The following is a 12,672-nucleotide window of genomic DNA, read 5'->3' as shown; positions in this document are numbered from 1 at the left end:
AGTCCGGGGTGGCGGCGACGAGGTGCCACTACTGCGGTGCGGGGCTGAGGGGGGCGGTGGTTCGGTACATCGCCGTCAACGGTCAGAAGGTGGGGGTGCACATGAGGCACCCGCGTCGGGCGGGGGAGGTTTCGGCATGACCGCCGTTCCCGTGGCGCCCGGTGCGGGTGCCCAGTCGCGGCCGGCCGATCGTTTTCCGCACATCGCGTTCAGCCTGGGGCAGTGGCGGGTGGACGAGGCGTACTGGGCCGTCGAAGGTATCCGTGCCGGGGTGCCGTTGGCGGAGATGGACCGTGCCTCGCTGCTGGCCACCGCCGAGTGCGCGGTGTCGCACGTGGAGTCCTTGGTCAAGCTGCTGGAGGCGGTGGAGTGCGCGATCCCCGTCGACCAGTTGGCGACGCTCGACCAGGTGATCGCGCCGATCCGCGCCTACTTGAAGTGGACGCTGGACGCGGACCGGCCGTTCGCGGGCAAGGCGGCCTTCGTCGGTGAGGTCAGGCGGTTCACCGGCCCCTCGATCCGGGTGCGGGTCGAGCTGGAAGCCGTGGAGCGGAAGCTGAACGGCCTGGCGGTCAAGCGCCGTGCGCGCAGGAAGGGCAGGTCGTGAACGCCGTCCGGCGGGCCGAGCCTTCGGCCGCGCCGTATCCGTTCCCGGTGGCCGTGGAGGTCCGAGGGGTCACGGGGCCCGCGCAGTTCTCCAAGCTGTCGGACGCGTTGAGCGCGCTCCTCGGCTCGTTGCGGGCGCTGCCGCTCAGCCCGGAACAGCGCGACTACTTCGACGAGTTGTTCGGGCCCTCCGCGGTGCAGACGATCGGGCATCGTCTGGCGATGTACGGGGAGGTGCGGTCGCTGGCCTTCGTCGGTCTGACGCCGTACGTGGTCAAGGTGTACCCGGCTGGTCCCGGGGAGTCCTGGTGATCCGGCGGCTCCGGGCCTGGCAGGACCGTGCCTTGACCTGGTGGCTTCTTCGAGGCCAGTTCTCCGCGGTGGTGCGTGCGATCTCGCCCAGCCGGCGGGACGCGCACCGCCAAGTGGTGGCTTGGTGCGCGGAGCCGGGGTTCGCGGACGGCGTGCGGTTGCGGCTGATGCACCGGATCTGGCGGGAGAAGACCGGAGTCGATGACCCGCTGATCGGACTGAGCGAGGCGGAGCTGTTCTGCCGGACCTTCGGGAGTGACGAGGAAGGGGCCGCGCGGGACCGCACCTGACCTGGTCAGGGACAACTGATGACGTGCCGGACCACCCCGTGACCTTGGCGGGATAGGGGTGGTCCGGTGGGTTGGAACCCGGTGCCGATGGTATCGGGCTCCTCGGCATGTCTGTGCACGGATGGCCGGTTCGGTTGAGATCAGGGGAGTTGGACAACTGGTGGACGGGGACAGTGACTTCGGTGCGGATCCGGCGGCGGGCCTCGACCCCGACACGTGGGTGTGGCTGCCCGGAGTGGACTACGCCGCGGGGTGGCGGGCGGCGCGTCGGGAGGCGGACGGGTTGAACGCGATGCTCGCGGCGTGCGGTGTGCAGCGCGCCCAGCTGCGGGCGGTCGCCGACACTGACGCCCTCGGTGGCCCGGTGGTTCGACTGGAGGGTGTCGCGGAGGGCTGGCTGAGGTTGGAGGAACTGCTCTGCCTGGCCGCTTACGTCCGCCGGGAGCTGGCCTGACCGGACCCCGGTGGGCGGGTTCGGTGCGCGCGTGGCCGGTTGGGGGAGGCTTTGGGCGGTGTCCTTGCGGGGTTGGGGTCGGGCATGGTCGGGGGGCCGTAAGCTGCTGCGAACTCGGTCAGGGCTTTTGGGCCTGACCGCAATTGGGCCGAGTGGCCCCCCGTCCTTGCCCGGCGCGGGCCCCGGCCCGGCAAGGTGCGTAAAGCCTCCCTCGACCGGCCACCCCGACCACCCGGGACAGCGAACGGGCCTGGACTCCTTCACTGGTGCGGGCCGGTGGCGTGGTGGGCGGGCCGGACGTCCGGCCGGGACCGGCCGCCAGGCCGCAGCCCGGCCGGGGCGGCTGGGACCGCCCGGCGGCGCGAAGGCGCCGCCGCTTGAGTAAGTGAAGGAGAGTTGCGACAGCCCCCGCGCCCTGGCTCGGACGTGGGGGCCGGTGAACGGGTCGTTCAGCGCGCTGTGTTGGCCGCTCGGCTGGTGCGCTTGGGCCTGACGGCCTCGATGCCGTAGGTCACCGCGGTGGTTTCGGCGCCGAGCCTGGTCTCTTCGAGGATCAGGGGCAGACCGGAGGGCCGGTCGTAGGTGATGCGGTGCACCACCAGCAGGACGGCGGCCTCGGACAGGCGGAGGGACTCCCGCTCATCGGGCTGGGGGACTCGGGCGCTGACCCGCTCGCGCCAGGCGACGTCGTGGCCGGCGGCGGCGAGCACCGCGTAGGCCTCGACCGGCGCCGCGCCGGGCTCCTTCGCCAGAGAGGTGTCCGCGATGCGCTCCATCGGGAGCATCAGTCGATGGAGGGCGCGGCCGTCGCCGGACGGGTCGGCGATCAGGCGGTCACAGGCGAACATCGCCTCGCCCTCGTCCAGGTTCAGCAGCGGGGCCGTGACGGCGTCCGTGCGGGTGCGGTAGACGGTCGGCTCCTCGCCGTGGCCGAACCAGGCGTCGACAGGCGTCTCGTATCGGCTGCCCCGGAGTGTGACGGTGCGCTCCATGGCGCTGGTGGGGCCGTTGACGGCGGTGCGGACGAAGGTGCCGCGGCCTTGCTTCACGTCCAACTGGCCCTCGCTGCGCAGGGCTGCGACCGCGAGGCGGACGGTGGGCCGGGAGACGCCGTACTTCTCGGCGAGATCGGTCTCCGTGGGCAACTGCGTGCCGGGGGGCCACTCGCCGGTGGCGATCGCTTGTCGCATCGCCGTCGCCACCTGCTTGTGCAGTGCCTCGTTCCGGATGATCGCCATGGTGTTGACCCCTTGGTGTGGGCGCCGGGTGGCCCGCTGCGCGTGTGTCGTGTCGTTTTCGAGGGTTCGTGTGTGGCTGTTTGCCCTGGTCGGGCGGCATCTCTAGGTCTGTCGTCAGTTGCTAGGCGTTAAACGTAAGCATGAATCGCTTGCGTCGGGGCGTCAAGGAGGGGCATCATCGAGGCACCAAAGGTAAGTACGTTTGACGACTGACGTCATGCGGCCTTTGGTGTCAGAGGAGTGTGCGCTCATGCAGTCCATTCCCGTGGACGGAACCCGGCTCGGCACGATGACCTGCATCGTTGCCCCCGAAGCGCGGATCGCGAACCGTGAGACCGGCGAGATCAGGAAGGACCGGGAGGGCCAGACCGTCTACACAGTCGGCGTCGCGGTCCGGCAGGACGGCCGGCGGGCCTCGATCATCGAGATCAGCGTGTCGGGCGAACCGGTCGGCGTCGTGGAGGGCGTGCGGGTGCACGTCACCGGCCTGACTGCCTTCTCCTGGGCGATGGGGGACCGGCACGGGCTGTCCTTCCGCGCCGACGCCATCACCCCCGCCCCCGCCCCGGTCCCGGCGGCCTCGCGCAAGGGCGGCGACGCCTGATGAGCGGCGCGACCCGCGTGCGCCTGCGCGGCCTGCTGCGCGAACTCGGCGACCTGGCCGAAGAGGTCGACCCGTTCGGCCGCGACGACGACGGTGCCCAACTGTTCGACCACATCGCCGTCGTCGCCAGCAAAGCCGCTGGCCAGGCCCGCGACCTGGAGACCGTGGCCCACAACACGGCGATGGAGAACGGGGGTCGACGGTGATGCTGGCCCAGCTGCTCTGGGTGGTGCTGCTCGCACTGGTGCTCGTCCTGCTCAGCGTCGCCCCGGGGCTGCGACGCAACTACCCCTACGTGTGGTGGTGCCTGCTCGGCTACCCCACGACCGCGGTGCGGGTTCGGGTGACGTGGCGGAGGCTGACCACGAACCTAGGCCTCGCGGTGGCCAAGCGACCTGGACGGGCGCTGCTCGGCGACCTGGTTGTCAGGGGCGACCCCCTCAAGCCGGTCCCGCCCCGCCTGGGTGCGCCGAAGCTGCGGCGCGGCGGCCTGGATGTCCGGGTGCGGCTCCACCCCGGGCAGGTACCGGAGCACTTCCAGTCCGCCGTCGAAGCGCTCACCCATTCCTGGCGGGTCCACGCCGTGCGGCTCGTCGCCGATGAGCGCGGGTTCGTGACCCTGTCCGCGCTCGCCTGGGATCCGCTCCTGTCTCCTGTCATGCCCTACCAGTTGAAGCAGCGCGTGCTGCGGGCGGTGGTCGGGCTCCTGGAGGACGGCCGGGCCTGGGTGATCGACTTCCGGCGCGCGCCGCACTGGCTGATCGTCGGTGCGACCAGATCCGGCAAGTCCACCCTGATCGCCTCGTTGGTGAAGGAACTCGCGCCGCAACGCGTCGCCCTGTTCGGCATCGACCTCAAGGGCGGCATGGAACTGTCCCTGTTCGAGGACCGGCTGTCGGCCCTGGCGGCCACCCGGGCCGAGGCCGCGCACCTACTCGCGGAGTTGGTCGCGGAGACGGAAGCCCGGATGCAGCTGTGCCGTTCGGTCGGCGCCCGCTCAATCTGGGACCTCCCTGTCAAGCTCCGCAAGCTGCCCGTCGTCGTGATCGTGGACGAGGTCGCGGAGCTATACCTGATGGCCACCAGGGAGGACAAGGCGGAAGTCGGGGAGATCTCCACCAACCTCCTGCGCCTCGCCCAACTCGGCGCGGCCCTCGGTGTCCACCTGGTGATCGCCGGGCAACGGGTCGGCTCCGACCTCGGCCCCGGCGTCACCGCCCTGCGAGCACAGCTGGCCGGCCGCGTCTGCCACCGGGTGAGCGACCCCGGCACCGCGGAGATGGCGCTCGGCGACCTCAACAAGGACGCCCTGGAGGCCGCCCAGCGCATCACCCTCGCCGAACAGGGCGTCGCCATCACCGTCGACACCGACGGCCGCTGGACCCGAGCGCGCTCCGTCCACGTCACCCCCGACCAAGCCCGCCGTGCCGCGCGGAAGCACGCCCGCCTCGCCCCCGCCTGGCCCGGCCTCCACACGGCGGACGAGCCGACCGAAGGGGTCTACCTCTAATGGGCACCGCCCTCGTCCTCACCGCCGTCATGGCCCTCGTCACCTTCCTCCTGGTCCGCGCCGGCGAACTCAAGACCTGGCACGTCCTCCTCGTCGGAATCCTCGGCATCTACCTCGACCGCATCGGCTGGGCCGACCCCGTCGTCTACGCCGTGATGTGGCTCGTCCAAGGACTCACCCACACCGCCCCCTGAAAGACCGTGATCACCATGCCAACCCACCCAACCCCCACCGGCGGCCGCTCCGTCCCCAGCCGCCGGACCCGCTCCACCCACCCCAACGCCACCCCCGGCCGAGCCACCCACCAGGCGCGGCCGGGGCCCGGCGACCCCTGGCCCTGGAGACACCCACCATGACCCACCCCAACCCGCACACCGACCCCACCGCACGCCGCACCCTCCTCGACCGGGAGGAACGGCTACGCCAACTACCCTCCATCGAAAGGGATCTGGTGCGCCTCGGCGAGATGCCGGACCTGAACCGTTGGCTCGACCAGATCCGGACCACGGGCGGCTGCGCCGAACCGGTCTACCTCACCGGGCGCACGACCACCCTCGATGCCGCAACCGGCGAAGTCCTGCGCCACTACTCGACCGCCACGGAACCCGGTGGCCGGCTGGCCGTCCGCTGCCGCAACCGCCGGGCCACCCGCTGCGCGCCCTGCTCGCGCGAACACAGTGGCGACACCTTCCACCTGGTCCGGTCCGGTCTCATCGGCGGCAAGGGCATCCCGGAGTCGGTCCGGTCGCACCCGCGGCTGTTCGTCACCCTGACCGCCCCGTCCTTCGGCCCGGTGCACCGCGCGGGTGCCTGCCACCCCGCTCGGCGCTGGCGCTGCGAACACGGCCAGCAGCCCGGGTGCGGCCGCACCCACCCGGACACGGAACCGCTCATCGGCCAACCCCTGTGCGCCGACTGCTACGACTACCCGGGCCACATCCTGTGGAACGCCATGGCCCCGGCGCTCTGGAAGGCCTTCCGAGACAACCTCTACCACCATGTCGCCGCCCGGATCGGCTCCGGTCGCTCGGTGATCCGGAAGCTGATCCGGATTTCGACGGCCAAGGTCGCCGAGTACCAGAAGCGCGGCGCCATCCACTTCCACGCCGTCATTCGCCTCGACGGCCCCGCTGGCCCCGGCTCCCCGCCTCCGCCCTGGGCAACCTTGGACCTCCTCCTGGAGACCGTCCGTTCAGCGGCTGCTGCCGTAGCGCTGCCCTGCCCGGAATCGGCGGCATACAGCGGCGGGCGGCTCAGCTTCGGCACCCAACTCGACGCCCACCCCATCGCCAACGGGGGAAACGGGCGACTCACCGACGACGCCGTAGCGGCCTACGTCGCCAAGTACACCAGCAAGAGCGCCGAAACCGCCGGCGCCGTCGACCGCCGCATCACGTCGATGACACAGCTTCGTGCGCTACGGGTCAATCCGCACGTTCGTGCCCTCATCGCCACTGCATGGCGTCTCGGCGGCCTGCCTGAGCTGGACCACCTGCGTCTGCGGACCTGGGCTCACATGCTCGGCTACCGGGGGCACTGCTTGACCAAGACGCACGCCTACTCCACCACCTACGGACGGCTTCGGGCCGACCGCGCGGAGCACGCTCGTGCACTGACCGGCGCCCCGCCCCTGTATGCCGACTGGGACAGCGAGACCAGCACCGAGACAGCCTGGCGCTTCGCCGGGACTGGCCACACCCCTGCCGAAGCGCTCATCGCCGCCGGTATCGCGGAGGATCTCGCGAACAATCGGGAGATAGGACGGCTGGAGAGGCGATCACGTCATCTTCCGGAGGAGGACGGGGGTGCGGCGTGGACCGGATCAAAGTGACCTGGAAACCGGGGGCCGAGCTTTCACCGGAGGAGATGGCCCAGCTGCTCAAACTCCTATTCGGCCCTCGGGCTATCCGGTGGGAGAAAACCCGAAAGCCCTGACGGCTCGCCAGATCTGCCGATAGGCTGCCGTCAACAAAGTGCCCCGGCGACGGCTGCAACCGTCCCGGGGCCGGCCGACTAGTTGGAGTCGACATGGCCAATAAAAGCACACTCGTGCAGAGTGCGACTGCCGTAGCCGCACACGTGATCTCGGTCCACACGCTTCGGGCGGTGGACTACCTGCGCGTGAGCACGGAAGAGCAGCGCAAGGGCTACGGGATCGCCAGCCAGGGCAGGAAGACCGTCGCCTTGATGGCCCGTAAGAGCTGGGCCCACGTGGGCACGTACAAGGACGAGGGCATCAGCGGCAGCCTGGAGGCGGCCGAGCGGCCGGACCTCAAGCGGCTCATGACCGATGCGGCCTCGACGCCGCGCCCCTTCGATGTGGTCGTGGTGCCCGAAGGACGGGCCATCGGGCGGACCGGCCGGGCGTTCTGGCGCTGGGTCTGGGCCCTGGAGGACATCGGGATCTTCGTTGCCATCGTGGACGGTGACGTCGACAACACCACGGATGCCGGACGTGGCGAGATGCGCCGCCAAGCCGACTATGCGGAGACCGAGTATGAGCGGATTCGTTCGCGGACCCAAGGTGGAATTCAGGAGAAGGCCGAGGATGGCGGCTTGACCGGTGGCCGACCGCGGTACGGATATCGGATCGAGGACAAAGGGCAGAAGGGTCTGTCCCGCATCGTCATCGACAAATGCGACGACGCTCAAGGGTGCACGAAAGTCCACGAATACGCCGTACTGCGCAGGGCCTGGGAGCTGGTGGTTCAGGACCGCTGCAATGCCCGTCAGGCAGCACTCCGTCTCAACGCCGAAGGGCTGCTCACCCGGCGTGGCCTGCTCTGGTCCAACCGGAACCTGTGGGCGCGCCTGATGGACGCGGTGGGCGAGCCGGAGATGGTGTTCCGCCATCCTGACAGGGCCAAGCTCGGCCCCGACGGAACTCCGGTGTTCGGGAGCACCGTGATCATCCCGCTCGAACCGATCTTCACGCAGGACGAGCGCGAGCAACTCCGGCGGGCCATGGTGCGAAACCGCAGGGGGAACGGTACGAAGTCGGCTGCTGCGCACTACCCGCTGTCGACACGGATCCTCGGCCTGTGCGGCCGCCACTACAGCGGCCTGAATCGTAAGGAGCGAGGCGGCCGGGTGTACCACTGCTCCGGCAAGAAGGAGAAGTACGCGGGCGCCTCGGTGTGCGGCTGTCCGACCATCAACGCGGACGTCCTGGAAAAGATCGTCTGGGCTGAGACCTGCAAGCTCCTGGGCGAGCCCGAGCGCCTTCAAGCGATGTCCGAGGACTGGCTCAACACTGCGATCGGGAACCAGGTCAACTATGACGAGCGGATCGCGGACCTCGACCGGCAGATCGAGGAACAGGAGTCGGTCTTCGAGGTCACCACGGTGGTCGCGGCCAAGCAGGCTGCCCGCCGTGGGCTCTCAGGAGAAGCGGCCGAGCAAGCCGTCCAGAAGACGGTGAAGCCGATCGCGGACGAGTTGGCTGAACTGGTCGTGCTACGCGACGAGGTGCTGGCATGGAAGGGTGAGAACGAGGTGGCCGGCCAGCGTGCTGCCGATCTTCGGGAGCTTGCGAAGGTCGCTCGGTCACATCTCCGGGAGATGACGTCCGTCGAACAGGAGGAGGTACTCGACCTCCTCAACGTGCGGGTGACGATCACCGGCATGCCGCCGCGGGGACGACGAGACGATTGCACCCTTGCCAAGGGTTTCGCGGACCGGGGGCGGGGTGTCCCGGTGCTCACGGACGAGGGCTGGCAGAAGATCGAACCGGTGCTCGCCGCGGTGGGCCGACGCAAGCGGGCCAACGAGATCCCGGCCCGACAGGCCGTCGAAGCGTTCCTCTTCAAGGCTCGGACCGGCGTGCCCTGGAGCAAGCTGCCACTGGAGTTCGGTACCCCGACCAGTCTCCAGACGCGCTACCACCGCTGGTACACGATCGGCGTGTGGCAGCAGGTGATGGACCTACTCGCCGACTCCGAGAGCGAGCCACAACCGGCGGAGCTGTATCCGCTGCCCCCGATGGAGGTCACGGGCGCCGTCGACCCCCGACTGTTCGTAGGAGTTGGCTCGACACCTCAGGACATCGTCCCGACCGGGAACGGGATCTCGGCCAGCGAGGCGTACCCGGGCTCGCCGAGGACGGTCTCGGCCTTGGGGTGCACCGGCACGATCCGCTTGCCGTGGCGCTGGAGCACCTGCGCCACGCCGTAGGCGGCCCGGGCGGTGTTGTTGGACAGCCCGACCACCGCCCAGGTGTCGCCGCTTCCGGTGAGGATCTCGCGGACGGTCGCGCCGTCGCCGTAGGTCGTCATGCCGGTGCCAACGACGGGCGCGGGCGCGGGATTCCGGGGACGGTCAGGTGGCGGAGGCATCGGGGGCCGGGCGGCGGCCGGCCCCCGGCCGCTCGGACGGTGACCGGTCTCCGGCAGTCGTGACGATCCGTCACCGTGCGCCTTGGCATGCTCTCCCGGTTTTCCCGGTTGACCTGCGGCGGCGGGAAATGCGCTGGAAGGCGAAGTCGTGAATTCCCCGCGAGCCCCGGGGCGGAGTGGAATTCTCATTCCAAGACTCGGCCAACACCGGCATACAACGGCCCGGGCCCAGGAACACTGGGAATCGAAGCCTTTCGGCGGGGACGCGAGTATCGGGTGGGGAAACGTGAGCGGCGATCTTGACGAATTGGCCCTGGCCGCGGCGACGGCCCTGGTATCGGGCCTGATGACGGATTCCTGGGAGGCGGTGAAGCGTGGTTTCGCCGAGCTGATCGGTCAGGACGGGCGCATGGACGCGACGCGCGCGAGGCTGGCGGAGGCGTCCGAGCCGGAGCTGCCGCAGGCCCGGGAGGCCCAGGTGGGGGCGTGGAGCACCCGGCTGCGGGACGCGCTGGGCGACGATCCGGACGTGGCCGCGGGACTGCGGGCGCTGCTCGCCGAGGGGGTGGCCCCGGCGGCGGTTGCCTCGGCCGGCCCGGTGTCCCAGAAGGCCCGCGCCGGGGACGGCGGCATGGCCGTGAACGTCGGGCGCGACGTCGGCCCGGAGGGCATCATCGCGGGCGGCGATGTGCGCATCAACAAGAGGCGCATCGCATTCATCCCGATCGCGCCCTTCATCAGCGTCACGAAGAGCGCCGCGGCGGCGCATCCGGTGGTGGCGACCGTGACCACCCTCGTCGTGGTGGCCGGGGGCGTCTCCGGCGCGGTCACCGTCTGGCAGTCCGGTGACAGCCCGCAGCCGTCCGGAATCTCCCGGATGGTCGGCGGCTGGGACGGCACCTACACGTGCGGGCAGGGTCTGACCGGAATGCATTTGCAGATATCGGCGCCGGTGAAAGCCGGGACGGTCGACGTGGTGTTCAGCTTCTTCCCGGTGCCGGCCAATCCCGGCGTTCCGCGGGGGAGTGCGACGTACACCGGAACGCTTTCGGGGGCCAGCGTCCGCCTCGACCCGGTGGCCTGGGTCGAGCGACCGTCCGACTATCAGCTCATCAACTTCGTCGGCGATCTTCCGGCGGCCGACGGCGATGCGTACAGCGGTACCGTGACCGGGGTCGGCTGTACGACCTTCACCACCCGGCACACGACGCAGTGAGCGGTGACACCCGCCGTCAGCTCGGGCGGCCCAGGGCGCGGTAGGTCCAGCCGGCGGCGCGCCAGGCGTCCGCGTCGAGGACGTTGCGGCCGTCGAGCAGTCGGCGCTCGGCCACCACGGCGCCGAGCTCGGCCGGGTCGAGCGCGCGGAACTCGGCCCACTCGGTGAGGTGGAGGACGACGTGGGCGCCCTCGGCGGCCTCCAGGGCGGAGTCGGCGTAGGCCAGGGAGGGGAACATCTTGCGGGCGTTCTCCACGGCCTTCGGGTCGTAGACGGTGACCTGGGCGCCCTGGAGCTGGATCTGGGCGGCCACGTTGAGCGCGGGGGAGTCCCGGATGTCGTCCGAGTTGGGCTTGAAGGCGGCGCCGAGGACGGCGACCCGGCGGCCCAGGAAGCCGCCGCCGCACTGCTCGCGGGCCAGTTCGACCATCCGCGAGCGGCGCCGCATGTTGATCGAGTCGACCTCGCGCAGGAAGGTCAGCGCCTGGTCGGCGCCGAGTTCGCCGGCCCGGGCCATGAAGGCGCGGATGTCCTTGGGCAGGCAGCCGCCGCCGAAGCCGAGGCCGGAGTTGAGGAACTTGCGGCCGATCCGCTCGTCGTGCCCGAGCGCGGTGGAGAGCAGCGTGACGTCCGCGCCGGCCGCCTCGCAGACCTCGGCCATCGCGTTGATGAAGGAGATCTTGGTGGCCAGGAAGGAGTTGGCGGCGGCCTTCACCAGCTCGGCGGTCGCGTAGTCGGTGACCAGGAACGGCACCCCGGCCGCGATCGGCTCCGCGTACACCTCGCGCAGCAGCCGCTCGGCGCGCTCGCTGTGGGCGCCGACCACGATCCGGTCCGGCCGCAGGGTGTCCTGGACGGCGAAGCCCTCGCGCAGGAACTCGGGGTTCCAGGCGAGTTCGGCGCCCGCGCCGACCGGCGCCAGCGCGGCCAGCCGCTCGGCCAGCCGGGCCGCCGAGCCGACCGGCACGGTGGACTTGCCGACCACCAGCGCCGGGCGGGTCAGGTGCGGTGCGAGCTCGTCGATCGCGGTGTCCACGTAGGACATGTCGGCGGCGAACTCGCCCTTGCGCTGCGGGGTGTTGACGCAGACGAAGTGGACGTCCGCGAACTCCGCGGCCTCCTTGGCGGAGGTGGTGAAGCGCAGCCGCCCGGTCGAGCCCTCGTGCCCGGCCACGTGCTTGAGCAGCAGCTCGGACAGGCCCGGCTCGTACATCGGGACCCGGCCCGCGGTGAGCGTCGCGATCTTCTCGGGATCGATGTCCAGACCCAGCACCTCGAAGCCGAACTCGGCCATCGCGGCGGCATGCGTGGCGCCGAGGTAGCCGGTGCCGATCACGGAGATGCGGAGGGTCACGGGTTCCCCTTGAGTTGCGGGTTCGGCCAGTAGAGGGTGCCCCTGATGCTATCCGTCCCGCCCGGGTCGGTACGGATCGCCCGCTCGCCGAGGACGCTAGGCAGCCGCAGGTCGGAGCCCTAGGATCTCTACTGAACGGTAGTTAACCGCGATTCGACTCGGATCCGACGCCGATCGGACAACGGTCTGCGTCGGCCACTGGACGACGAGGCAGGCATCATGGCGGGCAGCGCAGGGGCGGCTGACTTCGATCTCTTCCGTATCTCCGAGGAGCACGGGATGCTCCGTGAGGCGGTGCGTTCGCTGGCCGAGGCGAAGATCGCTCCGTTCGCGGCGGAGGTGGACGAGCAGGGCCGGTTCCCGCAGGAGGCGTTGGACGCGCTGACGGGCAACGATCTGCATGCGGTGCACGTGCCGGAGGAGTTCGGTGGTGCGGGGGCGGACGCGTTGGCGACGGTGATCGTGATCGAGGAGGTCGCGCGGGTGTGCGGCTCGTCGTCGTTGATCCCGGCGGTGAACAAGCTGGGGTCGTTGCCGGTGCAGTTGTCGGGTTCGGAGGAGTTGAAGGCGAAGTACCTGGGGGCGTTGGCGCGGGGCGAGGGGATGTTCTCGTACTGCCTGTCGGAGCCGGAGGCAGGTTCGGACGCGGCGGGGATGAAGACGCGGGCGGTGCGTGACGGTGACTTCTGGGTGCTGAACGGGGTGAAGCGCTGGATCACCAACGCGGGGGTGTCGGAGTTCTACACGGTGATGG

13 protein-coding genes and 2 pseudogenes are annotated in these 12,672 nt (G+C 70.3%); 12 read left to right on the top strand and 3 right to left on the bottom strand.

The features are described 5' to 3' along the window. The first annotated feature begins 136 nt into the window (after positions 1-136). The 4 genes from ACFXOZ_RS28850 (at position 137) to ACFXOZ_RS28835 (ending at position 1,662) form a co-directional block, all read left to right on the top strand. Positions 137-607, top strand: a complete 471-nt coding sequence (locus ACFXOZ_RS28850; RefSeq protein WP_380593236.1) for a hypothetical protein — start codon at positions 137-139, stop codon at positions 605-607. Next, on the top strand, positions 604-918 hold the full coding sequence (locus ACFXOZ_RS28845) for a hypothetical protein (RefSeq protein WP_380593235.1): 315 nt from the start codon (positions 604-606) through the stop codon (positions 916-918). Before ACFXOZ_RS28850 ends, ACFXOZ_RS28845 begins: the two co-directional genes overlap by 4 nt. A 32-nt stretch (positions 919-950) precedes the next feature. Next, the gene (locus ACFXOZ_RS28840) at positions 951-1,208 is read left to right on the top strand and encodes a hypothetical protein (RefSeq protein ID WP_380593234.1); all 258 of its coding nucleotides are present in this window, start codon (positions 951-953) and stop codon (positions 1,206-1,208) included. Positions 1,209-1,368: 160 nt separating this feature from the next. Next, positions 1,369-1,662, top strand: coding sequence for a hypothetical protein (locus tag ACFXOZ_RS28835; protein WP_380593233.1), 294 nt, complete (start codon positions 1,369-1,371; stop codon positions 1,660-1,662). A 449-nt stretch (positions 1,663-2,111) separates the two neighbouring features. Here the strand turns inward: ACFXOZ_RS28835 and ACFXOZ_RS28830 are convergent, their stop codons facing one another. Beyond that, on the bottom strand, positions 2,112-2,900 hold the full coding sequence (locus ACFXOZ_RS28830; protein ID WP_380593232.1) for a GntR family transcriptional regulator: 789 nt from the start codon (positions 2,898-2,900) through the stop codon (positions 2,112-2,114). Positions 2,901-3,150: 250 nt separating this feature from the next. Here ACFXOZ_RS28830 and ACFXOZ_RS28825 point away from each other — a divergent pair, with 250 nt between their 5' ends. The 6 genes and pseudogenes from ACFXOZ_RS28825 to ACFXOZ_RS28800 all read left to right on the top strand — a co-directional run. Continuing rightward, positions 3,151-3,504, top strand: coding sequence for a hypothetical protein (locus tag ACFXOZ_RS28825; RefSeq protein WP_380593231.1), 354 nt, complete (start codon positions 3,151-3,153; stop codon positions 3,502-3,504). Beyond that, on the top strand, positions 3,504-3,710 hold the full coding sequence (locus ACFXOZ_RS28820) for a hypothetical protein (RefSeq protein WP_380593230.1): 207 nt from the start codon (positions 3,504-3,506) through the stop codon (positions 3,708-3,710). Before ACFXOZ_RS28825 ends, ACFXOZ_RS28820 begins: the two co-directional genes overlap by 1 nt. Continuing rightward, on the top strand, positions 3,710-5,014 hold the full coding sequence (locus ACFXOZ_RS28815; protein WP_380593229.1) for an FtsK/SpoIIIE domain-containing protein: 1,305 nt from the start codon (positions 3,710-3,712) through the stop codon (positions 5,012-5,014). The genes ACFXOZ_RS28820 and ACFXOZ_RS28815 overlap by 1 nt, the downstream gene beginning before the upstream one ends. Next, positions 5,014-5,208, top strand: a complete 195-nt coding sequence (locus ACFXOZ_RS28810; RefSeq protein WP_380593228.1) for a hypothetical protein — start codon at positions 5,014-5,016, stop codon at positions 5,206-5,208. The genes ACFXOZ_RS28815 and ACFXOZ_RS28810 overlap by 1 nt, the downstream gene beginning before the upstream one ends. Positions 5,209-5,366: 158 nt before the next feature. Next, positions 5,367-6,845: a replication initiator gene (locus ACFXOZ_RS28805; RefSeq protein ID WP_380593227.1), complete on the top strand. Its 1,479-nt coding sequence runs from the start codon at positions 5,367-5,369 to the stop codon at positions 6,843-6,845. Between the two features lie 197 nt (positions 6,846-7,042). Further along, positions 7,043-8,923: pseudogene (locus ACFXOZ_RS28800) on the top strand (recombinase family protein); the annotation flags it as partial. Positions 8,924-9,066: 143 nt separating this feature from the next. On the opposite strand, the pseudogene ACFXOZ_RS28795 reads toward ACFXOZ_RS28800, so the two are convergent. Then, positions 9,067-9,288: pseudogene (locus ACFXOZ_RS28795) on the bottom strand (CoA-binding protein); the annotation flags it as partial. A 346-nt stretch (positions 9,289-9,634) separates the two neighbouring features. Between ACFXOZ_RS28795 and ACFXOZ_RS28790 the strand changes: the two are divergent. Continuing rightward, on the top strand, positions 9,635-10,564 hold the full coding sequence (locus ACFXOZ_RS28790) for a hypothetical protein (RefSeq protein WP_380593226.1): 930 nt from the start codon (positions 9,635-9,637) through the stop codon (positions 10,562-10,564). Positions 10,565-10,580: 16 nt separating this feature from the next. Here the strand turns inward: ACFXOZ_RS28790 and ACFXOZ_RS28785 are convergent, their stop codons facing one another. Beyond that, positions 10,581-11,918, bottom strand: coding sequence for a UDP-glucose dehydrogenase family protein (locus ACFXOZ_RS28785; RefSeq protein ID WP_375894807.1), 1,338 nt, complete (start codon positions 11,916-11,918; stop codon positions 10,581-10,583). A gap of 219 nt (positions 11,919-12,137) precedes the next feature. On the opposite strand from ACFXOZ_RS28785, the gene ACFXOZ_RS28780 reads away from it, so the two are divergent. Beyond that, the coding region (locus ACFXOZ_RS28780) for an acyl-CoA dehydrogenase family protein (protein ID WP_380593225.1) at positions 12,138-12,672 on the top strand (535 nt) is incomplete at its 3' end.

Source organism: Kitasatospora sp. NPDC059160, assembly GCF_042755465.1.
Taxonomy (GTDB): Bacteria; Actinomycetota; Actinomycetes; order Streptomycetales; family Streptomycetaceae; genus Kitasatospora.
This window is presented reverse-complemented; position numbering and strand designations above follow the sequence as displayed.

Coding starts and splice junctions, on each gene's coding strand:
- ACFXOZ_RS28820 (WP_380593230.1), top strand. CDS start 3,504: ATGAGCGGCGCGACCCGCGTGCGCCTGCGCGGCCTGCTGCGCGAACTC.
- ACFXOZ_RS28810 (WP_380593228.1), top strand. CDS start 5,014: ATGGGCACCGCCCTCGTCCTCACCGCCGTCATGGCCCTCGTCACCTTC.
- ACFXOZ_RS28850 (WP_380593236.1), top strand. CDS start 137: ATGACCGCCGTTCCCGTGGCGCCCGGTGCGGGTGCCCAGTCGCGGCCG.
- ACFXOZ_RS28805 (WP_380593227.1), top strand. CDS start 5,367: ATGACCCACCCCAACCCGCACACCGACCCCACCGCACGCCGCACCCTC.
- ACFXOZ_RS28830 (WP_380593232.1), bottom strand. CDS start 2,900: ATGGCGATCATCCGGAACGAGGCACTGCACAAGCAGGTGGCGACGGCG.
- ACFXOZ_RS28825 (WP_380593231.1), top strand. CDS start 3,151: ATGCAGTCCATTCCCGTGGACGGAACCCGGCTCGGCACGATGACCTGC.
- ACFXOZ_RS28815 (WP_380593229.1), top strand. CDS start 3,710: ATGCTGGCCCAGCTGCTCTGGGTGGTGCTGCTCGCACTGGTGCTCGTC.